Raw genomic sequence first — 23,719 nt, 5'->3', positions numbered from 1 at the left:
GGCTCAAGCCAGGGGGTATCAATTCCTCAAGATTTGCTCAAAACCCCGCTGCCGGCGGCCGCTCCGTGCTACTGGGCGCGTCCCGCCGTCGTGCCGCGTAGGCGAACAGGGAGGTTGTGGCAACGGTGGCCAGGTATCCCGCGATCACAATCAGGGAGATGCCTGCCCAGAAGTAGTTGGTGGTGCTGGCCTCCTGCCACGGACTGGGCGCAATCCGGATCAACGAATACACCGCCACCACGGCCGAGGCCAAGCCGATCAGCACCGGCAGCGTAAGCCAGATCCGGGCGGATCCCACATGCTCGCCGAACCCGTCCCATTCGTTCCATGAACCACGGCGGAGGATCAGCCAGCCAGCAGGGATCATGAACGCCCCCACCAGCAGGAAGGCTGCCACCACGTCGGCGGGCCGGTGCCATTGGTTGATCAGCGTGGACACCCCCGAGGCGATGGCAAAGGTGCCGCCAATGAAGCCGGCCATGGGGCGCCAGCGCGGCGACGCCATCAAAAACACCGCAGCCGCCGCGGACGCGGCCAGAGTGGTATGCCCCGACGGCAGCGAATTCAGCTCCAGCGTCAACACGCCTTTGTCCGGGCGCGGCGGCAGGAGGTCCTTCAGTACCTGGGTTGCCACGTTGGCGCCGATGCACGCGGCCACGGCGATCCCTGCCTCCGTCCAGTGCCGCCGGATCACCGTCACAAAAAGGACCACGACGGCGGCCATCACCAGCGAGATGGTGGGCAGCAGGTCCAGGAACCGGGTGGCGGCCTTGCCGGCGGGGCCGTGGATCTCCACGGCCTCCACCAGCGCGGACTCGTCAATGAACTGTCCGGTGGTGGTCTGGACGAAGAAGTAGTAGGTGGCAACCAGCCCGGCAATGCACGCCAGGGTGGACAGCACGAACAGGAACGCCGAGCCCGGGGCAGGCCGGGCCGGGGTCCTGGTGGGTAGTTGCCGTGAAAAAGTCATCGCGGTTAAGGGTGACACAGAAAGCTGGAAGACCTCTCAAGCGTTGAAACTGGCTCGCACTAACTGTCGTTTTCAGGGCTCAAAACGACAGTTACTGCGAGCTAGTTGGGCGGCGGGGGGTTGATTGGGCCGCGGTGGGTGGGTTGGACCGGGTCCAGCCGGGGGATGCTCGCCGCGGCCACCAGCAGCGCCAGCACACCCAGCCCGAACGGAAGCGCCGTGGCCGTGGCGATGCCGCCCACCAGCAGCGGCCCGCCGGCGTCGCCCAGTTCGCGTCCCAGTTCCGCCGAGCCCATGGTCCTGCCCATCCGTTCGGGGGGTGTGGTGTCCGCCAGGTGGGCGAAACCGAGGGGGGTCACCGCGCCGATCCCAACCCCGATGAACGCCGCGGCAACGAAGATGGTGACCACTCCCGGGGCGGCCGCCACCAGGCCGACGCCCGCGGCAATCAGCAGCAGGCCCGTCGTCGTGCCCCTGTTGTCCGTGACGGCGTGCCGGTCCCGCAGCCGCCCGATCCACGGCTGGGTCAGCACCGAGCCCAGCGCCACCACGCTCACCGCCGCCGTCCCGGCGAAGGCGTCCAGGCCGTGCCGGGTGGCCAGCGCCGGAAGGAAGCCGACGGCGGCACCCAACGCACCCGTTGAGGCAGCCAGCACCAGCGTGGGGACCAGAAACCGGCGCTCGCCCACCTGCCGCGCGAGGTCCAGCACCGTGTACCGCTTCCGCGGCAGCGGCGCCAGATGCGGCACGGACAGCAGCACCCGCACCGCGGTCACCGCAGCCAGCGCGGACAGCGTGCCGAACAGCAGCGGGAAACCGCCGGCCAGGATCAGCCCCGCGCCCAGCGGTGGGCCGATGATGTATCCCAGGCTTTTCCAGGACCCGTACCGGCCAAAGTAGGTGCCGGCCTTCCCGCCGCGGGCCATCCTTGCCACCATGGCGGACGACGCCGGCGAGAAGGCCGACGCCGCCGCGCCCTGTCCCAGCCTGGCCAGGGCAAGGATCAGCGGGTCAGCTGCGCCAAGGCCGATCAAGGACAGGGCGGCAAAAGCGAAGAGGCCGCCGACGACGACGGGTTTGGCGCCGATGCGGTCGCTGAGCGCACCGAAGACGGGCTTCAGGAAGACCTCGGCAACGTCGTAGAGGGCCAGCAGGATGCCCAGGTTCAGCAGGGTCAGCCCGATGTTTCCGCTCTGCGCGCCCAGCCCGGCCGCGATGCTGTGGGCACCGAAAGCGGTGACGAACCCCGCGGCATACAGCGGTGCCGAGGACGAGCTGGCGGCCTTGCCGCTGGACTGGGGGTGGCCGGTGCTCATAGTGGGGACTTTAGTACCTTCATAAATTTGTGAAAACTTCGAAGACTTGAACCATGAACACCGTTGTCCACACAGCGAACCTGCACAAGCACTTTGGGCACGTCAGGGCCCTTGACGGCCTCGACCTGGAAGTCCAGCGCGGTGAGATCCACGGTTTCCTGGGTCCCAACGGCGCCGGGAAATCCACCACCCTGCGCATCCTGCTGGGGCTGGCCAGGCCCACGTCCGGCTCCGCGTCCGTCCTGGGTTTCGAGCCCTGGACCCAGGCGGTGGAGCTGCACCGACGGCTGGCCTACGTTCCCGGGGACGTCCGGCTCTGGCCCAACCTCTCCGGCGGGGAAACCATCGACCTGCTGTCCCGGCTGCGCGGCGGCACCGCCGACGGCGGTGCGTACCGTCGTCGAAAAGCCCGGCTGTGCCAGGTCTTCGACTTCGATCCCGCCAAGAAGGGACGCGCCTACTCAAAAGGCAACCGGCAAAAAGTGGCCCTGATCGCGGCCCTCGCCACCGAAGCCGAGGTGTACCTGCTCGACGAACCCACCAGCGGCCTTGACCCGCTCATGGAGGAGGTCTTCCGCAGGGAGCTGCTCACCGCCGTCGACCGCGGAGCCACCGTGCTCCTCTCCAGCCACATCCTCTCCGAGGTGGAGGTGCTGTGCCACCGGGTGAGCATCATCCGCGCGGGCAGGATTGTCGACGGCGGGACGCTGGACTCCCTGCGGCACCTCACCAGGTCGGAGGTGTCGTTCGCCGCTGACGGTTTGGACCCCGAGGCCCTGGCCCGCCTGGGGGCTGTGCATGACCTGACGGTCGACGCCGGGCGGATCCGGTTCAGCGCCGACACCGACCGGATCGCGGAGGTGCTTCCCGCCCTGGGCGCCCTGGGCGTTCAGGGCCTGACGATTGTTCCGCCGTCCCTGGAGGAACTGTTCCTGCGCCACTACGGCGACAGCGCCGGTACCGCCGGGCCACAGGCTGATGCGCCCGACGGCGGACATGGCTCCCGGCGCCACCTGCTCGGCGCGAGGGGGCGGGCCTGACATGGCCGTCCTCCTGATCCTTTGGGGCCAGCGGCTGCGCCGGGACCGCTGGCAGCTGGTGAGCTGGGTGGCGGCCATCGGGGCGTTCGCCTGGTTCGCAGCCGCCGCAGTGACCCAGACCTACGGCAACGTGGCCAGCCGCACGGAAATCCTGCAGGTGGCCATCGCCACGCCCGCCATCCTGATGCTGCGCGGCCTGCCCCGTGGCGCCGACCAGGGGGCCTTCACGTTCTTCCTGATCTACGCGTTCCTTGCCCTGCTGGCAGGCCTGATGAGCACCTTCCTGGCGGTCCGCCACACCCGGGCGGACGAGGAGACGGGGACGGCGGAACTGGTGGCCGCCACGCCTGCCGGCCGCCTGCTGCCCAATACCGCCACCCTGCTGCACGGCGTCACAGCCAACATCCTGGTGGCGCTCGCGGTGTTCGGTGGCTTCGCCGCCCAGGGGCTGGACGCGCAAGGCTCCCTGACCGCCGGGGCCGCAGCGGGCGCCGCCGGCCTCGCCTTCCTTGGCGTGGGACTGCTGGTGGCCCAGTTCATGGGGACTTCGCGCGGTGCGAACGGGGTCTCGGCCGCGCTGGTGGTCCTGGCCTATGTCCTGCGTGGGATCGGGGACGCCACCGGAACGCCCGGCGCCGACGGGACCACTATGACTGAAGGGGCTGCCAGCTGGTTCTCACCGATCGGCTGGGGCCAGCAGACGTTCGCGTTCTCCGGCAACCGCACCTGGCCGCTGCTGCTGCCGGTGGGGCTCGCCGCCGGCTGCCTCGCCGCCGCCTGGCTCATCCTCCGCACGCGGGACAGCGGGGCCAGCGTCTGGGGCGCCAGGCCGGGACGCGCCGCCGCCCGGCCGGGGCTGCGAAGCCCGGCAGCCCTGGCACTGCGGCTGCAGTCCGGGTCGATCATCGGGTGGGGGCTCAGCGGGCTGGCCCTCGGGCTGCTGGCGGGGTCGCTCGGAAAGGCGATTGCCGCCGTCGACACCCCTGACACCAACATCACTGCCGTGATGCGGGCCATGCTCCAGTCGCAGGGCACATCACTGACCCAGCTCATGGTGTCGGTACTCTTCTCGATGGCCGGGGTCCTGGCGGCGGCGTGCGCCCTCCAGGCGGTGATCAGGCTCCGGCAGGAGGAAGCCGCCGGAACCGCCGAACTCCTGCTGGCCGCACCGGTGGGCCGGGTCCGGTGGCTGGCCGGCTACCTGCTGCTGGGCGCGGGGGCCGTGGTGCTGGTGGTGGGCCTGGCCGGGGTGGGGGCGTGGGCCACGCTCACCGGTTCCGGGGATACCTCAATGCCGGCCGATGCGCTGTGGGAAACCGCGTTGGCCCAGCTGCCCGCAGCGTTGATCTGCCTTGCCGTTCCGGCGCTGGTGTTCGTCCTGTGGCCTGCCGGGACCACCGCCACCAGCTGGGCGTTGCTGGCCCTGGGCGTGATGCTGGGAATCTTCGGGGGCATGCTGGGGCTGGACCAAAGCCTGCGCGACCTGTCCCCGTTCACCCACACACCGGTACCGCACGGGGACGCCACGGACTGGAGCGGCGCATGGTGGATGCTGGCCATCGCCGCGGCTGCCGCCGCGCTGGCCATTGCGGGCATGCGGCGGCGGGAAGTGGGGTCGGCATGAGCACCCGAGCTGAGGTGGCGGCTGCCCGGGACACGCTGGCCGCCGCGGCTTCCACCGCCGCCGCTGCCGAAATAACTGCCGCTGCCTTCGCCGCCGCCGGTTTCCCCAAGATGCCGGCACGGACCCTGCTGGCACTGGTGTCCTCCGAGCAGGGGAGCCTCACGGCTGCGGAACTTTCGGAGCGGCTGGGGGCCAGCGCCGCGGCGGTCTCCGGGGCTGTGCGGTACCTGCAGACGGTGGGCTTCGTCCATCGCGTCTCCCAGCCCGGCAGCCGCCGCGACCTCTACGCCCTGCATGAGGACGAGTGGTACGTGGTGTCCATGCGGAACAGCCCCATCTACGAAAAGCTGGCGGCCCTGACCGACGCCACGGCGGAAACCCTCCCGGAGGGATCAGCGGCCCGGGCCCGGGTGGCGGACATGGCCCGGTTCTACCGGTTCCTCAATGCGCGGATGCCGGCCCTGCTGGACGACTGGGAGCGCGAACGGGCAAGGGAGGCCACGCCGTGACCATCATCGACAACGCCGTGTACGTAAACGGGCTGCGCACCGAGGACCCGGAAGACCTTGACGAGACCTACTTCCTGCTCCGCCAGCGGGAGGGGATGGCGTGGATAGGGCTGTACCGGCCTGACGCAGAGGAACTGCAGTCGGTCGGCGAGGAATTCGACCTCAACGCGCTGGCCATCGAGGACGCACTTGCCGGCCACCAGCGGGCCAAGCTGGAGCACTACGGCGAGTGCCTGTTTTTGGTGCTGAGGCCAGCCCGGTACCGTGACGACGAGGAAAGGGTGGACTTCGGCGAGATCCACGTCTTCGCGGGCGACGAGTACGTGGTCACCGTCCGGCACGCCGAGTCCCCGGATTTGGCCAAGGTCCGCCGCCGGATGGAGTCCATGCCGGAATTCCTGGCCCTGGGACCGGACGCGGTGCTCTACGGGATCCTGGACCAGGTGGTGGACGAATACGAGCCGGTGGTGGCGGGCCTGGAAAACGACATCGACGAAATTGAGGATGACCTGTTCGGTGCGGATCCGGACGTATCCCGCCGCATCTATGAACTGTCCCGGCAGGTCATCACCTTCCAGCGGGCCACGAGTCCGCTGGCGGGGATACTGCAGGCCCTGATCGCCGGAGCCCCGGACCGCGAACAGTCAACCGAGCTTCGGGACCACTACCGCGATGTCCTGGACCACGTCCTCAGGATCAATGAACGCGTGGCATCCTTCCGGGCCCTGCTCCAGAACGCGCTCGCCGTCAACGCCGCCCTCGTGGCCCAGCGGCAAAACGATGAAATGCAGCGGATGACAGAGTCCAGCTTTGAGCAGAACGAGCAGGTCAAGCGCATCTCCTCCTGGGCTGCCATCCTGTTCGCCCCCACGCTGGTGGCGTCCATCTACGGCATGAACTTCGTCAACATGCCCGAACTGGCGTGGACCTATGGCTACCCCTATGCGCTGGGTGTGATGGCGGCCATGGGGCTGGCCCTTTACCTGGCGTTCAAGCACAACAAGTGGATCTGACGTCCTTCGCTGGCCCTGCGCCTCCTCGACGCGCAAAATTCGCAGTGAGGTGCGGCTACAGTAAACGGCATGCTTGACGAACTCCTGGCCAGCGCGCACGTGGTCAGCCTGCCCATGCGCGTGAAGTTCCGGGGAATCATGGAACGCGAGTCCCTCCTGCTCCGCGGGCCGGCGGGCTGGGGCGAGTTCTGCCCCTTTCCCGAGTATGGCGACGCCGAGGCATCGCACTGGCTGGCCGCCGCCATCGAGGCGGGCTGGCAGGGGTTCCCGGCCCCGCTGCGGGACAGCATCCCGGTGAACGCCACCGTGCCGGCTGTCTCCGCGGACCGGGTGCCCGACGTCCTGGCCCGGTTCGGCCGCGTGGACGCCGTCAAGGTCAAGGTGGCGGAGCAGGGCCAGTCGCTTGACGACGACGTCGCCCGGGTCCGTGCCGTGCGCGCCGCTTTGCCGGACGCGGCCATCCGCGTGGACGCCAACGGCGGCTGGGACGTGCCCGGCGCCGTGGAGGCGTTGACCCGGCTGGCGCCTGTTGGGCTGGAATACGCAGAGCAGCCGGTGCCTTCCATCGAGGGCCTTGCCGAGGTCCGGTCCCGGCTTCGGGACGCCGGGACGCCGGTGTTGATCGCGGCCGACGAAAGCGTCCGCAAGGAAACCGATCCGCTCCGGGTGGCCCGGGCGGGCGCGGCGGACCTGATCGTGGTCAAGGTGGCACCGCTTGGGGGAGTGCGGCGCGCCCTGGACATCGTGGCACAGGCCGGACTCCCCGCCGTGGTCAGCTCCGCGCTGGACACCTCCATCGGCATCCGCGCGGGCCTTGCCCTCGCCGCCGCCCTGCCCGAGCTGCCCTACGCCTGCGGCCTGGGAACAGTGTCGCTGTTTGACTCGGACATCACCACGGACCCCCTAGTGGCCGAGGACGGCGCCATCCGCCTGCGCGACGTTGCCGCCGACGCCGGGCTGCTTGAGCGGTTTGCGGCTCCTGCGGAACGCCGCGACTGGTGGCTGGCACGGCTCCGCCGCGTGCACGCCCTCCTCACCCGAGCGACTGCTGAGTAGCTGCCGTTTTCACGCCCCAAACGGCAGTTAGCCGGCATTGGACGTCGCTGCAGGGTGGCGTCCTGCGGGTGATTGCCGGAGGGTTGCGTGGCTCCTATCATGGTTCCACCGGTTCCTCCCTGCACCGAACAGGGACGTTATTTAAGGTCGCGAGTGCCATGGTGAAGATACCTTTCAGGCATCAGGCGGATGAATCGAAAAAGCGGGAAAACTCCGGGGAGCATCACCGGCTGCACCTGGCGGAATGGCTGAGGCGGGAGGACGAGGGCATCGAGCGTGCCTCCAGCAGTATCTTCCTCAGCAGCCATGACCGGCCACTTGCCCCGCAACGGACCTGCATCCAGGGGCATGAGATCCTGCCGGGGGAGGACCACTGCTCGCACGGGCATCCCGTGGGTTGAGGAAGACGGCCACCAATCGGGGAGTGGTGTTTCCTCATTTTGCCGGCGCGCACAGCCGGTCAAGGGCCTCGTTAAGGGTTGACTCGATTTGGCCGACCAGGAGTTCGCGCATGTTCTGGGTGGACTCATCCTCCAGCTCTGTCGGAAGCGGCGGGGTGGTGACGGTCATCGCGGCCTGGTAGCGCCCGTCGCTGCTGCTGACCGCCACAGTCTGATAGTCCCAGAAGAGCCCCCTGCCCGCGTAGCGCGGCTGGGGCGAGCAGCCATCTGCGTGTTCCCAGAGGCCCAGCCCGTACGGCGAGAAGACGGTCTTCGCCGTCATCGCGCCCAACGACGCGGCGGAGATTGCCCGGCCCTGGAAAAGGGCCGCCATGAAGTGGTTCATGTCCTCCACTGTCGAAACGGCGCCCACGGCCGGCGAACCGGCACTGAAGATGTTGTCAGTGGTATCGATCCGCTCACCCCGGAGGGTCACATAGCCGTGGAGAAGCCCGGATTCGAGCGGGTCGAGGTGGTCCAGGGTGGTGCTCTTCAAACCAAGCGGACCAAAGATCTCCTCACGCATGACGCTGGTAAAGGGCTTATGCCGCAGTTCCTGGATAAGCAGGCCGAGTGCGAGGTAGTTCGTGTTCGAGTACCTAAAGGAGCCGACGCTGGACCCATCCCACGGGAGGGTGCCGGCCAGCTGCAAACCCCGCTCCATCGTCATCGTCCGGGAAACACTTGGGCGGAAGTCGACGTCGCGCGGCAACGCATCGTTGGCCTCCGGCATGCCAGACGTGTGGCTGAGCAGCTGTCTCACCGTGATGGGGCCCGGAGGCTTGAGTGCTGTGAAGCCGGGGATGACATCGTTTACGGGGTCGTCCAGGCCGATGAGGTGGTCGTCGACGAGTTTGAGTACTGCCACGGCCGTCATCGTTTTGGTGACGCTGGCGATCTGCACACGGTCGGTGGCCCGTGCCGGGGTCCTCGTTTCAAGGTCGCGCATGCCAAAGGCCTTGGACCACTCACCTTCCGGCCATTTGACCTGCACGACGGTGGCCACCGCGCCGTCGTTCATGAACAGCTTCACCTGGTTCTCAAGGGAACCGAAGGGGTTGGGGGAGCTTGGGGAGGGGACGGGCTCGTCCGGGGTGTAGGTGCAGCCGGTCACGGCGAGGACGGCGGCGAAGACCGCCCGCCGCCAGGCAGGTCTGTTCGTGCTCATGCCGGGGCATCCGCTCTGGACAGGGTGACGTGTTTGGGCCGCCTGCAGCGCCGTGTCCGGCCAAACCTCTGATGGCGCCGTCCGCCCAGCACTCCAATTTTAAGTCCGCCACCGCCAGCGGGAAGCAGCCGCGGCATGTTCAGCCAACCCACGGAACGGGCGGTACCACCTGCATTGACGGATGAAACGTTCCTGCAGGTCACGGGCGGTTCACCATAACTTCATCCAATTGATGGCTTCCTGTAGGAACCGGCTGGAAGGGTGATCGGGCACCCCAGCGAGAATTCTTGGAAGGTTCCCATGTCTGAAACTGCCCGCAAGTTCACCCTGCTGCCCATGCTCGGCCATACCAAGGGCAAGCGCAGCCCCGTCACCTGCGCGCTCAAGTGCGACAACGCCTGCGCCGGTGACGTCTGCAACACCAGCTCCAACAGCTACTTCCGCGACATCGCCTCCGCCACCCTGTCCCGCCGCGCCGCCCTGGGCATGGGAGCCGCCGGTGCACTCGCCGTCGTCCTCGGTTCCGCGGTGAGCCCCGCCGAACCCGCCTCCGCTGCGGGCCTGTCCAAGGCCGCCAAGGAAGGCTTCGGCAACTCCAAGCTGCAGTTCACCGCCATCAAGCCCGTGGACAAAGCCGTCGACGCCTTCACCGTTCCGGAAGGTTTCACCTGGCAGCCGATCATCCGCTGGGGCGACCCGCTGTTCGCTGACTCGCCGGACTTCGACCTCAACAACCAGACTGCCGCAGCCCAGGCCCGCCAGTTCGGCTACAACAACGACTACACGGACATCGTGGAAATCCCGGGCAGCAAGGGCCGCCGCGCGGTACTGTTCACCAACCACGAATACACCAACGAGAACATCATGGTCCCGGCCGGCTACGACGCCGCCGAAACCCGTGCCATCGGCCGCGCAGCGCACGGCCTGGCCGTGGTGGAACTCGAGCGCAAGAACACCACCAAGCCGTGGAGCTACGTCAAGGGCGCCCCGCTGAACCGCCGCTACCTCTCCGATACCACCTACGAACTGACCGGCCCCGTCGCCGGCTCGGCCCTCGTCAAAACCGTCGCCGATCCCTCCGGCCGCGCCATCAAAGGCACGTTCGGCAACTGCTCCGGCGGCACCACCCCCTGGGGCACCATCCTCTCCGGCGAGGAAAACTTCAACGGCTACTTCATGGCCGGCGGCACCTCCGCCAGCGACAAGCGCTACGGCCTCACCGCCAAGCCCACCGCCCGCAAGTGGGAGCTGGACGATCCCCGCTTCGACACCCGCAACGCCGGCTACGAAAACGAAACCAACCGCTTCGGCTGGATCGTGGAAGTCGACCCCTTCGACCCCACCTCAACGCCCAAGAAGCGCTCCGCGATGGGCCGCTTCAAGCACGAGGGTGCCAACGTGATCGTGGCCGAATCCGGTCACGTGGTGGCCTACATGGGCGACGACGAGAAGTTCGACTACCTCTACAAGTTCGTCTCGGCGGAGAAGTACCGTGAGGGCGACCGCAGGCACAACATGGACCTGCTGTCCGAGGGCGATCTGTACGTCGCCAAGTTCACCGGCAACTCGCCCGCCGCGGAAATCACCGGAACCGGGGCGCTTCCCGCCGACGGCGCGTTCGACGGCACCGGCGAATGGCTGCCCCTGGTGGTCGGCGGCAAGTCAGCCGTGCCCGGCATGTCCGTCGAGGAGGTCCTGGTGTACACCCGACTGGCCGCGGACAAGGTGGGACCAACCAAGATGGACCGGTGCGAGGACGTCCAGCCCAGCCTGCACACCGGCAAGGTCTACGTGGTCTGCACCAACAACTCGGACCGCGGCACCGGCACCAAGGAAGGCGCCACCGAAGTCAACCCGCGCACGCAGAACCGCGACGGGCACATCGTGGAAATCACCGAAACCGGCGACCAGACCTCCACCAAGTTCAACTGGACCCTCCTGATGGTCTGCGGCGACCCCGCCCAGGGCGATGTCACCTACTTCTCCGGCTACCCGGCGGACAAGGTCTCGCCCATCTCCTGCCCGGACAATGTGGCCTTCGACTCCGTGGGCAACCTCTGGATCTCCACGGACGGCGCGCCGTCCGGCATCGGCTACAACGACGGCCTCTTCAAGGTCACCTTGGACGGCGCCGAGCGCGGCAAGGTGGAGCAGTTCCTCTCCGTTCCCCGCGACGCCGAAACCTGCGGCCCGGTCATCCACGACGACGAGCGCATGGTGTTCGTCTCCGTGCAGCACCCGGGCGAGGAAGGCACCTTCGAGGCGCCGCACTCCTACTTCCCGGACTACGTCCCGGCAGGCACGACGCCGGCACCCGGCCAGGTGCGCGCGCCCCGTCCCGCGGTGGTCCAGGTGTTCCGCGGCTAGTCTTCCTTAAGACTGGAAACGCCCGCTCACCTTTGACGGGTTTTCTGGAAACGCCCGCTCACCTTTGACTCCTAATGGGGCCCGGAGGTGAGCGGGCGTTTGGTTTTGGGCGACCAAAGGTGAGCGGGGGTTGGGAGATTGTTTGCCATACATGAGCGGGCGTCGCGGGGTGGCAGACTGGTTGGGTGACTTTGCCGAACGAACCTGCCCCGGAGGCCACCCCTGGATTCCCTGACGGGGATGACCCGGAAGCCCAGTTGAGCGCCCTGGCTGCGGCGCGGATCGCCGTCGACGTCCTGCTCGACGGCGGTGTGCGGCACGTGGTGGTGTCGCCTGGTTCCCGGTCGGCCCCCATGGCGTACGCCCTGGCCGAGGCCTCCGCGGCTGGCCGGGTGGACCTGCTGGTCCGGATCGACGAACGGTCCGCCGGGTTCACGGCCCTGGGCCTGGCCCTGTCCACCGGTTCGCCCGCAGCCGTGCTCACCACGTCCGGGACCGCCGTCGGAAACCTGATGCCGGCGGTGATGGAGGCCAACCATGCTGCCGTACCGCTCATCGTCCTGTCCGCGGACCGGCCGGAGGAGTTGCGCGGAACCGGCGCCAACCAGACCACCGTGCAGCCTGACCTGTTTGGTGACCAGGTCCGGTTCGCGGCCGACATACCCGCCGGAACCAGTCCGGAGCGGGCCATTCAAACCGGGCTTTCCGCGGCAACCGGCGCCTTCCCGGACCTGCCGCCGGGCCCTGTCCAGCTGAACCTCGCGTTCCGCGACCCCCTGGTCCCGTCCCCTGAAGAAGGTCTGCCGGAAGCGGTGGAACGGACGCGCTACCGGGTGGGCACCGAGCCCCTGGTCATGAACCTGCCCCCGGCAGCGGACAGCCTGCCCGAGCGGCGCACCGTGGTGCTGGCAGGGCACGACGCCGGGCCGGTCGCCGAGGCGTTCGCCCGCGCCCACAACCTGCCGCTGCTCGCCGAACCGTCCTCCAATTCCCGGTTCGGACCCAACGCCGTGGGCCCGTACCGGCTGCTGCTGGAGCATTTCGGACCCAGCTCGGCGCAGCCGATTGAGCGCGTGGTGCTGTTCGGCCGGCCCACCCTGTCCCGTCCCGTGGCCGCGCTGCTGGCCCGCGACGATGTTGAATCCGCCCTGTACCAGCCGGTTCCGGTCGCATGGTACGAGCCTGGCCGGCGCACCGAGCTGCCGCTGGAGAACCTGGCCGACCTCGCCGATTTCGCCGGCCGGGGCACCTCCGCCTGGCTGGACACCTGGCTCCTCGCCGGCTCGGCTGCCCAGCATGCCCTGGACCAGGTGGTCTCCGCAGAGGCCGCCGCCACCGGCCCCTCCGTTGCCTCACAGGTCTGGAAGCATGCACGCGGCCAGCTGCTGCTCGGGTCCTCCAATGGCATCCGGGATGTGGACCTGGCCGGCGTGCCCGCCACTGATCCGGCCGCCACCGTCTACGCAAACCGGGGTCTTGCCGGGATCGACGGCACCATTTCCACAGCAACCGGCATCGCGCTGGGCGGCCGGCAGGAGACCACCGCCCTCATGGGCGACGTGACCTTCCTCCATGACGCCGGCGGCCTCCTCCTCGGCGCGGGGGAGGAGCAGCCGGACCTGCGGATCGTGGTCCTGAATGATTCCGGTGGCGCCATCTTCGGGCTGCTGGAGCACGGGGGAGTCCAGGAGGGCGGCCGCTACGGGGACGTCGTCGAGCGCCTCTTCGGTACCCCGCACTCAGTGGACATCGCGGCACTCGCCGCAGCGTACGGCGTCGCACATTCACTGGTAAGTACGACGGCGGGACTCGCCGAAGCGCTGGCCCGGCCTGTGCAGGGGCGCAGCATCGTGGAGGTCCGGACGGACCGCCGGTCGCTGCGGCAGCTCCACGCCCGCATCAAGGAAGCGGTGGCCGCGGCAGTTGAGGGCGTGCTGGCCAGCCGGTAAGCGCCTGGGGGGGCGTGCGCACGTCCTCGACGCGCATATTCCCTCTGGAAGCACAAATTCCCTGGCGCTACCGAGATAACGGCAGCGCCAGGGAATTTGGGCTTCGAAAGCGGACGAAGCTACAGCACGCGGCTGAGGAACTCCTTGGTGCGCGCATGCTGGGGGTTGGCGATGATCTCGCGGGGATCGCCCGACTCCACCACCACGCCGCCGTCCATGAAGGTCAGGGTGTCGCCCACTTCGCGGGCGAAGCCGATCTCGTGGGTCACCACGATCATGGTCATGCCGGACTTTGCCAGGTCCTTCATCACGTTCAGGACGTCGCCCACCAGCTCCGGGTCCAGGGCCGAGGTGGGCTCATCAAAGAGCATGAGCTCAGGCTCCATGGCCAGCGCCCGGGCGATGGCCACGCGCTGCTGCTGGCCGCCGGAAAGCTGGGACGGGTAGTGGCCTGCCCGGTCGCCCAGCCCCACACGGTCCAGCAGCTCAAGCGCCCGCTTCTGGGCCTCGGCCTTCGGCTGGCCCTTCACATGCACCGGTGCTTCCATGACGTTCTGGAGCGCGGTCTTGTGCGGGAACAGGTTGAACCGCTGGAACACCATGCCGATTTCCCGGCGCTGGGCGGCGATTTCCTTGGTCTTGAGGTCGTGGAGCCGGCCGTTGACCTCGCGGTAGCCGATCAACTGACCGCCCACGGAAATCCGCCCGGCACTGATCGTTTCCAGGAGGTTCACGCAGCGCAGCATGGTGGACTTGCCGGAACCCGAAGGCCCGATCACCACGGACACCTCGCCCTGTTTGACGGTCATGTCGATGCCCCGCAGCACATGGTGGTGCCCGTAGTACTTGTGGAGGCCCTCGATCTGGACCAGCGGCTTTTCTGCTGTGATCGTCATCGTGCACTCTCCTCGGGGAAGTCCGTCTTCATTGACCGGTGTGCATCGGCACCGGCCGCGGCAGCCTTGGCAGCAGCCGGGTTGACACCGGCTGCGGGGGCCTGGTTGTCCACGCCCCTGCCGTAGTAGGCCTCGATGAAGTGCTGACCCACCATCAGGATGCTGGTGATTACCAGGTACCAGATGGCTGCCACGATCAGCAGCGGCACGGGCAGATATGTGCGGTTGGCCAACGCATTGGTGGCAAATGTCAGGTCCAGGGTGAACGGGACCGCCAGGACCAGCGAGGTGGTCTTCAGCATGCCGATGGTTTCGTTGCCGGTTGGCGGCACGATCACCCGCATGGCCTGTGGCAGGATGATCCGCCACATGATTTTGCCCTTGGACATGCCCAGCGCCTCGGCGGCTTCCTGCTGGCCCCTGTCCACGGACTTGAGGCCGGCGCGGAAGATCTCCGCCAGGTAGGCGGATTCGTTGAGACCCAAACCGAGGATGGCAGCCACCGTGGCAGTGATGACTGCGGAGGTGTCCAGGCTGAAGAATTCAGGTCCAAACGGAATGCCCGCACTGATCTTGGGATAAAGGACCGAAATCAGGCCCCACAACACCAGCTGGGTATAGACGGGTGTGCCGCGGAAGAACCACACCCAGACCCAGCTGGACCAGCGGAATATGGGGTTGTCGGACTGGCGCATGAATGCCAGCAGGATGGCCAGGACGATGGCCAGGACCATCGAGGCCACGGTAAGCAACAGCGTCCAGCCCACACCCTGGACCACCTTGACGTCCAGGATGTAGGTGCCCACAACGTCCCAGCGGAAGTTGGGGTTGGTGAACAGGCTCTGCAGGAACACTGCTACGACAGCGAGGATGATGAGGGCGCTGATCCACCGGCCGGGGTGGCGCACCGGCACTGACTTGTTCAGTACCGGCGCATCCCGGTGTTGAGGGTGTTCCATATGCACGCCTGACTTGTCGTCGGTAACGCGAAAACTCAAGACTTGACCGCCGGGTTGACCTCGGACTTGGTGATGGCGCCCTCAGAGTTGCCCCAGCCCTCAAGGATCTTCTTGTAGGAGCCGTCTTCCATCAGCTTGGTGACGGTCTTCTGGATGACCTCTGCCCAGGCGGTGTCAGCCTTGGCCACAGCAATGCCCTGGGGAGCGGAATCGTAGACGTCGCCCAGCTTCTCCAGCTGGCCGTTGGTCTGGGTCAGCGCGTAGCCGATGATGGGGGAGTCGGCGGTCATGGCGTCGATGCTGCCGTTCACCAGGCGGGTGGTGACATCCGTCTGGTTCTTCAGGGTGACGATGTCAATGGGCTTCTTGCCGTCTGCGACGCACTTCTTGTTGCGGTCGGAAAGATCGGGGTCTTCCTGGACGGTGCCGGTCTGCACACCGATGGACTTGCCGCAGACATCATCCAGGGAGAACTTCTTGGGGTTGCCCTTCTGCACGGCCCAGGCGGTGCCGGCGTTGAAGTAGCTGACCATGTTCACGGCGCCCAGTCGCTCCGGGTTGATGGTGAACGAGGAGATGCCCAGATCGTACTTGGGGCCGAGGGCAGGAAGGATGCCGGTGAATTCGGCAGTCTGGACCTGGACCTTGAGGCCCAGCGTGGCGCCGATGGCCTTGGCGATGTCCACGTCGTAGCCCACGGGAGTCTGGCCGTCCGGACCCAGGAATTCGGCCGGTGCGTAGCTGGTGTCGGAGCCTACCGTGATGGTGCCCTTGGACTTGATGGTGTCCGGGACCATGGCAGCGAGGGCGTCGTCCTTCTTAACCGTGGACGGATCAAAGCTCGCGCTGGCCTTGCCTGAGGACGTGGCCGCGCCGGAGGGACCCGTTTCCGAGGCGTTCGTGCATGCTGAGAGGGCCAGGGCGCTGATGGCGATCATGGTGGCAGCGGTCAGCTTGGAAGTGCCCAGGAGGGTACGGGGAGTCTGCATTTCTTACCTTTTGTTGCAGGGGCTATGAGGTACTAACGCGGCTTATAGTGTAACGCTCAACAAGAGAGGTACGTCACACGCAACTAAGTTTCACTATTGGATAACTGTAGCGGGGGCAAAAGCAAGCCTTTAGGAGCGGGAAGAGTCTGTGATCCCAGACCTCGTACCGAATCCGGGGGAAAATCAGCTCTTGATGCCCAGCGATTCCAGCATGGGCCGGAACTTGGCCCACGTTTCGGCCAGCTCGGCTTTGGGCTGCGAGCCGTCAACGATGCCGCAGCCGGCATATAGCCTCACGGTGTCGGTCGACTCGATGACCGCACCGCGCAGGGCGATGCCCCATTCGCCGTTCCCGGCGGCATCCAGCCAGCCCACCGGCCCGGCATAGGGGCCGCGGTCAAGATGTTCCAGCTTCCGGATCAGTTCGCCCGCCACCAGAGTGGGGGTTCCGCAGACAGCTGCCGTGGGATGCAGGGCGTTGATCAGGGCCAGGCAGGTGGGCACGTGGCCCTCCACCTCGGTGAGTTCCGCCTTGACGTCCGAGGCCAGGTGCCACACGTTGGGCAACTCCAGGATGAAGGGCTCATCATGCGCATTCATGGCCTCCGAGAACGGCGCCAGCTGCCTGGTCAGGGACTGGATGGCAATCTCGTGCTCATGCCGCTGCTTCTCGGAGCCGGCGAGCACGCGCGTAGCGTAATCCATGGGCGGACCGTCCTCGCCGTGCGCGTCGCGGCGGTCCAGGGTGCCGGCCAGCACGCGCGCCTGCGCGGTGCGGCCCTCCACCTGGATCAGCATCTCGGGCGTGGCCCCCACCAGCCCGTCCACGCCGTACGTCCAGCATTCGCGGTACCGTGCGGCAAGTTCGCGCAGCACGTCCGCGGCATGTACGCCGGAAGGAATAGTAGCCACAACGTCCCGCGCCAGCACCAGTTTCTCCAGTGCCCCCGTGCGGATCTCGGCAACACCGGCGGCCACGGCCTCCATCCAGGCTTCCTCACTGAGGGAACCGGTGTGCAGCGTTGCGCCGGCCGCCAGGGGGAGGGGGCGTACGACGGCGCCGCGGGCTTTGCCGGGCACGCCGCCCAGGGAAGCGTCCCCGGCGGAGTCCGCTGCCGCCGTCGTGCCTTCAACGTCCGGTTCCCCGGCGGGAGCACTGCTGAGCCAGCGGTCCAGTGCGGCGAGGGCGGACTCTTCGGTGAGCGGTCCGTCGTCGAACGTCAACTGGGTGAGCCATGCCTGGTTGTCCCGCACGCCCACCACGATCTCCGGTACGATCAGCCGCGACTCGTGGGCGGAAGTCTTGGAAAAGGCAAAGGAGCCGAAGGCGACGGGGCCAGTGCCGGGCAGCTCCACGGAGTCCGCGACCTCAGCCTCGAGGACCAGGTGCCGCCACCAGATGTCCGCCTCCAGGAACCGGTCCGGCCCGGTGGCAGTGAAGCGCGCAATCTCGCCAAACCCGGCCAGCCCGGCTTCCCTGCGGGTCCAGCACAGGACATCGTCCCTGACCAGAAACGAAGGCAGCCCCCCGGGGAACGCTTTGCCATCCAGGGGGACTGTCAAGGTGCGGAACGTGCTCGTCATGATGAGACAACACTACTCCCGCGTACACGGTGGCCTCCCCGGCGCCCTGATGCAGGCTTGAGTGGGCAAAAAAGGGCTGGTTAGCACGCCCGGGAACATTTGAGACAATGTCATGGTGAACCGAGCATCCTTGGATAAGCGTCCGGACGAAGTAGCCACGATGTTTGACGACGTCGCACCGAAATACGACGTCGTCAACGATGTCCTCTCCATGGGGCAGACCCGCCGCTGGCGGAAGATCGTGGTGGACGCGATGGAAGTCTCCAAGGGCCAGCGCGTCCTGGACCTCGCGGCCGGAACGGGGACCTCCAGCGAGCCATATGCCGACGCCGGCATAGATGTGGTGGCCTGCGACTTCTCCCTGGGCATGCTCAAGGTGGGAAAGCGCCGCCGCCCGGACATCAACTTCATTGCCGGTGACGCCACCAACCTGCCGTTCGCTGACAACACGTTCGATGCCACCACCATCTCCTTCGGCCTCCGCAACGTGAACGAGCCCAAGAAGGCGCTGCTGGAGATGCTGCGCGTCACCAAGCCGGGCGGCCGGCTGGTCATCGCCGAGTTCTCCCAGCCCGTGGTCCCGCTGTGGCGCACCATGTACACCGAATACCTGATGCGGGCCCTGCCGGCCATCGCGGTCAAGGTCGCCTCCAACCCCGACGCCTACGTCTACCTGGCCGAGTCCATCCGTGCCTGGCCGGACCAGGACCACCTGGCCGCCTGGCTGCAGGAGGCCGGCTGGGAGAATGTCACCTACCGCAACCTGACCGGCGGCATCGTGGCAGTCCACCGCGCCTTCAAGCCCGCCTCGCCGTCCAACGGCGGCGCTGCCGCCATCGCCGCGCACAAGGGCCCGGTGGCCAAGCTGCGCCGCAACATCGTCCGCTGACCTGTGAAGGTACTGATTGTCGGCGCCGGCCCTGCCGGATCCACCGCCGCGTACTACCTCGCCAAGGCCGGCCTCGATGTCACGGTCCTGGAGAAAACCAGCTTCCCGCGCGAGAAAGTCTGCGGCGACGGGCTCACGCCCCGGGCCGTCCGCGAGATCCAGAAGCTCGGCCTGCCGCACCCTGAGAACGACGGCTGGCGGCGGAACAAGGGCCTGCGCCTGATCGCCGGCGGCCGCACCATCGAACTGCCCTGGCCCGAGGTGTCCGACTTCCCGCAGTACGGCCTGATCCGCACCCGGCTTGGCTTTGACGAGGAACTGGCCCGGCACGCCCAGGCCGCGGGTGCCACCATCCTCGAGCGGCACAGCGTCACCGATGCCCTCCGGGACGACGACGGCCGGGTCACCGGGGTCCGCGCAGCGCTCCTTGACGAGTCCGGACGGAAGACGGGCCAGACGCACGACTTCAGTGCCGACGTCGTCCTGGCCGCCGACGGCAACTCCACCCGCACCGCTGTCTCACTCGGCATCCAGAAGCGCGACGACCGGCCGCTCGGCGTCGCCGTCCGCACCTACTTCACCTCGCCGCGCACCGACGACGACTGGATGGAAGGCTGGCTGGAACTTCCCGGCCGTGACGGCAAGCTGCTGCCCGGCTACGGCTGGGTGTTCGGCGTGGGCGACGGCACCTCCAACGTGGGCCTGGGCATCCTGAACTCCTCCAAGGAATTCGGCAAGCTCGACTACAAGCAGGTCCTGCGTGAATGGACCGCCGGCATGCCCGCCGACTGGGGCTTCACACCGGAAAACCAGGTGGGGGAGATCCGCGGCGCCGCGCTGCCCATGGGCTTCAACCGCACCCCGCACTACTCGCCGGGACTCCTGCTGCTGGGCGACGCCGGCGGCATGGTGTCCCCGTTCAACGGTGAGGGCATCTCCTACGCGATGGAGTCGGCGCGTTTTGCCGCGGAGTTCATCATCGACGCCTCCTCGCGCTCCATGGCAGCAGGCGGAACGTACGACGCCGACGCGCACCTTTCGCGGTACGCGGACTACGTGCGGGACCAGTGGGGCTCGCACTTTACCCTCGGCCGGGCCTTCGCCGCGCTGATCGGCAAGCCGGCCGTCATGAAACTCGCGCTGCGGACAGGCATGCCAATCCCAGTGCTGATGCGGTTCGTGGTCAGGCTCCTTGCCAACCTCACGGACCCCACCGCCAAAGGCTTCGAGGACCGGGTGATCCGCGTCCTGGAATCGCTGGTTCCGGCCACGTCCAATACCCCGTCAGCTCCGAATCAGCGGTATCCGCAACAAAAAGTTAGGGTTAACCCGTGACCAAATCCGCAGACCACAGCTGGACGCACGCCGGGCACGGCCTGCCGGACTCCGAACCCAGCCTCAACACCACCGCCATTGCCACGGGCCTCCAGCTGCCGGCAGGCTTCGCGGCCATCGCGGGGGACGCCGAGCTGGGGCCGGCCATCACCAACAACCTGGCCAAGGTGGAGAAGAAACTCCGGGAAGCCATCGCCAACTCGGATCCGCTGGCTGACGCAACGTCGCGCCACTTGGTGGAAGCCGGCGGCAAGCGCATCCGGCCGCTGCTGACCCTGCTCTGCGCCCACCTCGGGGACGCATCCCTGCCCGCAGTGGTGCAGGCCGCCGTCGTGGTGGAACTGACGCACCTGGCAACCCTGTACCACGACGATGTCATGGACTCGGCCCCGTTCCGCCGCGGCGCCCCTACGGCCCACGAAGTATGGGGCAACTCCGTGGCCGTCCTGACGGGCGACCTGATCTTCGCCAGGGCCTCCATCCTGGTGTCCGAACTCGGCGGGCGTGCGCTGGGCATCCAGGCCCGCACGTTTGAGCGGCTGTGCCTGGGCCAGCTGCACGAAACGGTGGGGCCCCGCCCTGACGAGGATCCGGTGGAGCACTACCTCTCCGTGATCGCGGACAAGACCGGCTCGCTGGTGGCAGCTTCCGGCCAGTTCGGTGCCATCTTCTCCGGCGCCGACGAGGCCTTTGAGGACATCCTGGTGGAGTACGGCGAGAAGGTGGGCGTCGCGTTCCAGCTGGCCGACGACGTCATCGATGTAACCGGCGTGAAGGTGAAGTCCGGCAAGTCGCCCGGAACGGACCTGCGTGAAGGCGTTCCCACCCTGCCCGTCCTGCTCCTGCGCAAGGCTGCCGCTGACGGTGACCAGTCCGCCGTCGACCTTTTGACGCTGATTGACGGTGACCTGTCCTCTGATGATGCACTGGCTGCCGCCGTGGCCGGGCTGCGCGAGCACCCTGTCACTGCTCAGTCCTGGGTGGTGGCACGCCGCTGGGCCGACGAAGCCATCGCTGCCCTGGCCCCGCTGCCCGAGGGCGTGGTCAAGGAGTCGCTGTCCAACTTCGCGCTGGCCGTGGTGGACCGCGCCAGCTGATCCTTGGTTTTTAGGAGCCCGGTTCCCCTGGTTCATCCAGTTGGTGCCGGGCTTCTTCTTGTGCCCCCGCTTAACGGGACAGCCCCGGTCCTCAACAACCGAAGCTGCTGTGAACCGGGGCCATCTCTCCGTTCGCATCAGACCCGCCGGAGGCGTTTAGCGGATCCGTGAATAGCTTATGACAGCTTTGTCATAACGCGCAAGTCCCTTGTTACTGCCGGTGTCAAAGATTTTTCAGGGCTGCCTTTGCGGCCGTCGTGGGGCACATTGAGGGCCGCCCCCTGCATACAGGGCTGAACCCGCGGCGGGTCCGTGTCGAAGTGCCCCACGACTGCAGGTTCTCCACATGGCGCGGCCCGGACCTGTCGCTTGCGGCAAGGTGCAGGGGACTGTGGAGCCATGGATATTGAGGCTTTTCTCCGTCGCCGGGGAGGGGTGGCCCGGACTGCAGCACTGCACCGGGCGGGATTTTCCAGAACGCGGGTGGACAAGTTCCTGGCAGCAGGCCTCATCGTGAGGGTCCGGCGGGGTGTTTATGGCCTGCCGGTGGAAGGCGGCGTGCTCGGTTTGGCGCTGCAGCACAATGCGCTCGTGACCTGCCTTTCCGCTGCCCCCGTTTATCAGCTGTGGACCCTGGAGAAGGCGGGTGTGGTCCATCTGAGCCCTGGGCACAGGAAGACAGTGCGGGGCACCCTCACCCACGGCCGGATCCGCCACCCTGTCCATCCCTGGCTGCCGGTGGCAGGCCTGGCCGACGTCCTCATCCATGCCCTGCACTGCCTGCCGGAACTGGAGGCGCTGGTAATGGTCCAGGGCGCCGCGCAACGCGGTGATGTGACGGTGGACTTCCTGCGGCGCAAGCTTCCCGGGAACCGCAACGCCCGTGCCCGGTCAGTCCTGGATCACGTAATTCCGCGGGCGGACTCGCTCCTGGAAGTCTTGGCCAACTACCACTTCCACAGGGCCGGCCTCCATGTCCGCCGGCACGTGGAGCTCCCGGGCGTGGGGGAAGTGGACTTCCTGATTGAGGATTTCCTGGTGGTGGAAACCGACGGCGCCAGCCACCTGGAGGCAAAGCAGGTTAAGAAGGACAGGGCACGCAACAATGCCACAGTGATTGGCGGGCGTCTCTGCCTGAGGTTCGGCTATGCGGATGTGGTCCACCATCCCGAGGTGATGGTGGACCAGGTCCTGGCGGTGCTGGAACAGAGCCGGCGGGGATCATTCAGTGCGCGGTGAGTTCCCGCGGCCGCGGGGCACTTTGGCCGCGACAGTTGGCAAAACAGGCTGGCATCACGGCGTGTCCGTGTCAAAGTGCCCCAGGACCGCAGCAGTGCCCCAGGACCGCAGCAAGGCAGCCCAGCCGGAAGCGGGGAGTCCCTACTCTTCCTCTTCGTCCTCGAACGCCCACTCGAACATGTCGAAGACGAATTCGGAGAAGGTGCCTTCCTCGGACTTCCACTGGCCGCGGGCATTGTTGCGGCGGTACACGATGGGATCGGGGACGCTGAGGTCTCCTACGCGGAAGCCCCAGGTGAACTGTTCCTCTTCGTCCTCGAGGAACATGAGGAAGCCCTCGTCGTCGACCTCGAGCTCTTCGGGGTCCCAGAAGTAGTGGTAGGCCTCCATGAGGTCCTCGCAGCCGCCAAGGGCCAGGTAGAACTCGCGCAATACCAGGGGGATCTGGAACTGGTGCCCGGCGAGGGCCTTATCCAGTTCCTCCGGGGTCAGGCCGTCCTCTTCCTGCCATTCATCCTCGAGATACTTCGGAACAAGCGCACGGAACTTCTCGAGGAACATGTCAGTCATGCTCATATCCTAGCCAATGCGGAGCACCCCAAAATGACACCGGGGCAGCACTCACAGCCCTGGATCGGTGCCGCGCCGGTGCCACCCGCGGACTGCGAGGGGGGCCTGCCAGGAACGCCGCCACGCCAGGACCCGGAACGTGAAAACCACTGCCGCGATGGCGGCCGCCGTCAGGACGTTGAACACGCCGAAGACCCAGAGCACGGCAGTCATGGCAGCCCCTACAAATGCCGGCAGCGCGTAGATGTCCTTGGGGTTGAACAGTTCGGGAACCTCATTGGCGGTGATATCCCGCAGCAGCCCGCCGCCCACCGCCGTCGTCACCCCCAGCAGCACGGACGCCACCGGGTTAAGGCCCGTGGCCAGCGCCTTGAGCGTGCCGGTCATGCAGAACAAGGCCAGGCCCGCGGCGTCGAACAGGATCAGCAGGGACGTGTAGCGCTGCACGCTGGAGAACAGGAAGAAGACCAGCACGGTGGCCAGCAGCGGCGGGGCCAGGTACGCCGGATTGGTGAAGGCCGCCGGAACAATGGCCAGGATGATGTCCCGGATGACGCCTCCGCCGAGCCCCACCAGGGAAGCGAGCAGCAGCGATCCCACAATGTCGATCTGCTTCCGCGCCGCCAGCAGCGAGCCCGAGACGGCAAAGAAAAACACGCCCAGCAGATCCAGCCACACCGGGGAGTTGTCAAAGGCGAATGTCATGGGG

General features: G+C 67.2%; 21 protein-coding genes. 12 read left to right on the top strand and 9 right to left on the bottom strand.

The genetic code is table 11. The features are described 5' to 3' along the window. Positions 1-37 precede the first annotated feature (37 nt). Positions 38-970 (bottom strand): phosphatase PAP2 family protein, encoded by a 933-nt coding sequence (locus ACEN9K_RS16730; protein ID WP_144600849.1) that lies wholly within the window; start codon positions 968-970, stop codon positions 38-40. Positions 971-1,071: 101 nt separating this feature from the next. Then, a complete protein-coding gene (locus ACEN9K_RS16725) occupies positions 1,072-2,286 on the bottom strand; it encodes an MFS transporter (RefSeq protein ID WP_495634684.1) in 1,215 nt (404 codons plus the stop codon). 53 nt (positions 2,287-2,339) lie between these two features. On the opposite strand from ACEN9K_RS16725, the gene ACEN9K_RS16720 reads away from it, so the two are divergent. The 6 genes from ACEN9K_RS16720 to ACEN9K_RS16695 all read left to right on the top strand — a co-directional run bounded on the left by ACEN9K_RS16720 (position 2,340) and on the right by ACEN9K_RS16695 (position 7,929). Further along, positions 2,340-3,326 carry an ABC transporter ATP-binding protein gene (locus ACEN9K_RS16720; protein WP_495634683.1) on the top strand — a complete coding sequence of 329 codons (987 nt, stop codon included), beginning with the start codon at positions 2,340-2,342 and terminating at the stop codon, positions 3,324-3,326. A 1-nt stretch (position 3,327) separates the two neighbouring features. Further along, entirely contained in the window at positions 3,328-4,950 is a 1,623-nt protein-coding gene (locus ACEN9K_RS16715; protein WP_495634682.1) for an ABC transporter permease, read from the top strand. Then, the gene (locus tag ACEN9K_RS16710) at positions 4,947-5,459 is read left to right on the top strand and encodes a GbsR/MarR family transcriptional regulator (RefSeq protein ID WP_134163956.1); all 513 of its coding nucleotides are present in this window, start codon (positions 4,947-4,949) and stop codon (positions 5,457-5,459) included. Before ACEN9K_RS16715 ends, ACEN9K_RS16710 begins: the two co-directional genes overlap by 4 nt. Continuing rightward, positions 5,456-6,472, top strand: coding sequence for a magnesium/cobalt transporter CorA (corA, locus tag ACEN9K_RS16705; RefSeq protein ID WP_018768637.1), 1,017 nt, complete (start codon positions 5,456-5,458; stop codon positions 6,470-6,472). Before ACEN9K_RS16710 ends, corA begins: the two co-directional genes overlap by 4 nt. Before the next feature lie 69 nt (positions 6,473-6,541). After that, the gene (locus ACEN9K_RS16700; RefSeq protein ID WP_495634681.1) at positions 6,542-7,528 is read left to right on the top strand and encodes an o-succinylbenzoate synthase; all 987 of its coding nucleotides are present in this window, start codon (positions 6,542-6,544) and stop codon (positions 7,526-7,528) included. 158 nt (positions 7,529-7,686) lie between these two features. Next, a complete protein-coding gene (locus tag ACEN9K_RS16695) occupies positions 7,687-7,929 on the top strand; it encodes a hypothetical protein (RefSeq protein WP_018768635.1) in 243 nt (80 codons plus the stop codon). A 34-nt stretch (positions 7,930-7,963) separates the two neighbouring features. On the opposite strand, the gene ACEN9K_RS16690 is transcribed toward ACEN9K_RS16695, so the two are convergent. After that, positions 7,964-9,136 (bottom strand): serine hydrolase domain-containing protein, encoded by a 1,173-nt coding sequence (locus ACEN9K_RS16690; RefSeq protein WP_495634680.1) that lies wholly within the window; start codon positions 9,134-9,136, stop codon positions 7,964-7,966. Between the two features lie 300 nt (positions 9,137-9,436). Here ACEN9K_RS16690 and ACEN9K_RS16685 point away from each other — a divergent pair, with 300 nt between their 5' ends. Beyond that, positions 9,437-11,503 carry a PhoX family protein gene (locus tag ACEN9K_RS16685; protein WP_495634679.1) on the top strand — a complete coding sequence of 689 codons (2,067 nt, stop codon included), beginning with the start codon at positions 9,437-9,439 and terminating at the stop codon, positions 11,501-11,503. A gap of 191 nt (positions 11,504-11,694) precedes the next feature. Beyond that, positions 11,695-13,452, top strand: coding sequence for a 2-succinyl-5-enolpyruvyl-6-hydroxy-3-cyclohexene-1-carboxylic-acid synthase (menD, locus tag ACEN9K_RS16680; RefSeq protein ID WP_208324231.1), 1,758 nt, complete (start codon positions 11,695-11,697; stop codon positions 13,450-13,452). Positions 13,453-13,571: 119 nt separating this feature from the next. On the opposite strand, the gene ACEN9K_RS16675 is transcribed toward menD, so the two are convergent. The 4 genes from ACEN9K_RS16675 to ACEN9K_RS16660 all read right to left on the bottom strand — a co-directional run bounded on the left by ACEN9K_RS16675 (position 13,572) and on the right by ACEN9K_RS16660 (position 17,880). After that, positions 13,572-14,348 carry an amino acid ABC transporter ATP-binding protein gene (locus ACEN9K_RS16675; protein ID WP_018768631.1) on the bottom strand — a complete coding sequence of 259 codons (777 nt, stop codon included), beginning with the start codon at positions 14,346-14,348 and terminating at the stop codon, positions 13,572-13,574. Beyond that, positions 14,345-15,307, bottom strand: a complete 963-nt coding sequence (locus ACEN9K_RS16670; RefSeq protein ID WP_018768630.1) for an amino acid ABC transporter permease — start codon at positions 15,305-15,307, stop codon at positions 14,345-14,347. Before ACEN9K_RS16670 ends, ACEN9K_RS16675 begins: the two co-directional genes overlap by 4 nt. Positions 15,308-15,342: 35 nt before the next feature. Continuing rightward, on the bottom strand, positions 15,343-16,296 hold the full coding sequence (locus ACEN9K_RS16665; protein WP_018768629.1) for an ABC transporter substrate-binding protein: 954 nt from the start codon (positions 16,294-16,296) through the stop codon (positions 15,343-15,345). Between the two features lie 183 nt (positions 16,297-16,479). Next, complete coding sequence (locus tag ACEN9K_RS16660; protein ID WP_495634678.1) at positions 16,480-17,880, bottom strand: isochorismate synthase; 1,401 nt, start codon at positions 17,878-17,880, stop codon at positions 16,480-16,482. A 115-nt stretch (positions 17,881-17,995) separates the two neighbouring features. On the opposite strand from ACEN9K_RS16660, the gene ACEN9K_RS16655 reads away from it, so the two are divergent. From ACEN9K_RS16655 to ACEN9K_RS16640, 4 genes are all read left to right on the top strand, one after another. Beyond that, positions 17,996-18,769 (top strand): demethylmenaquinone methyltransferase, encoded by a 774-nt coding sequence (locus ACEN9K_RS16655; RefSeq protein ID WP_377204606.1) that lies wholly within the window; start codon positions 17,996-17,998, stop codon positions 18,767-18,769. A gap of 3 nt (positions 18,770-18,772) precedes the next feature. Further along, positions 18,773-20,104, top strand: a complete 1,332-nt coding sequence (locus tag ACEN9K_RS16650) for a geranylgeranyl reductase family protein (protein WP_018768626.1) — start codon at positions 18,773-18,775, stop codon at positions 20,102-20,104. Beyond that, positions 20,101-21,201, top strand: a complete 1,101-nt coding sequence (locus ACEN9K_RS16645; RefSeq protein ID WP_056392994.1) for a polyprenyl synthetase family protein — start codon at positions 20,101-20,103, stop codon at positions 21,199-21,201. The genes ACEN9K_RS16650 and ACEN9K_RS16645 overlap by 4 nt, the downstream gene beginning before the upstream one ends. A gap of 399 nt (positions 21,202-21,600) precedes the next feature. Then, complete coding sequence (locus ACEN9K_RS16640; RefSeq protein WP_495634677.1) at positions 21,601-22,440, top strand: type IV toxin-antitoxin system AbiEi family antitoxin domain-containing protein; 840 nt, start codon at positions 21,601-21,603, stop codon at positions 22,438-22,440. A gap of 141 nt (positions 22,441-22,581) precedes the next feature. Here the strand turns inward: ACEN9K_RS16640 and ACEN9K_RS16635 are convergent, their stop codons facing one another. Then, positions 22,582-23,010: a hypothetical protein gene (locus ACEN9K_RS16635; RefSeq protein WP_056392997.1), complete on the bottom strand. Its 429-nt coding sequence runs from the start codon at positions 23,008-23,010 to the stop codon at positions 22,582-22,584. A gap of 51 nt (positions 23,011-23,061) precedes the next feature. Then, positions 23,062-23,715, bottom strand: coding sequence for a trimeric intracellular cation channel family protein (locus tag ACEN9K_RS16630; RefSeq protein ID WP_018769000.1), 654 nt, complete (start codon positions 23,713-23,715; stop codon positions 23,062-23,064). Positions 23,716-23,719 lie beyond the last annotated feature (4 nt).

This window comes from Pseudarthrobacter sp. Pseusp20, from assembly GCF_059492155.1.
This window is presented reverse-complemented; position numbering and strand designations above follow the sequence as displayed.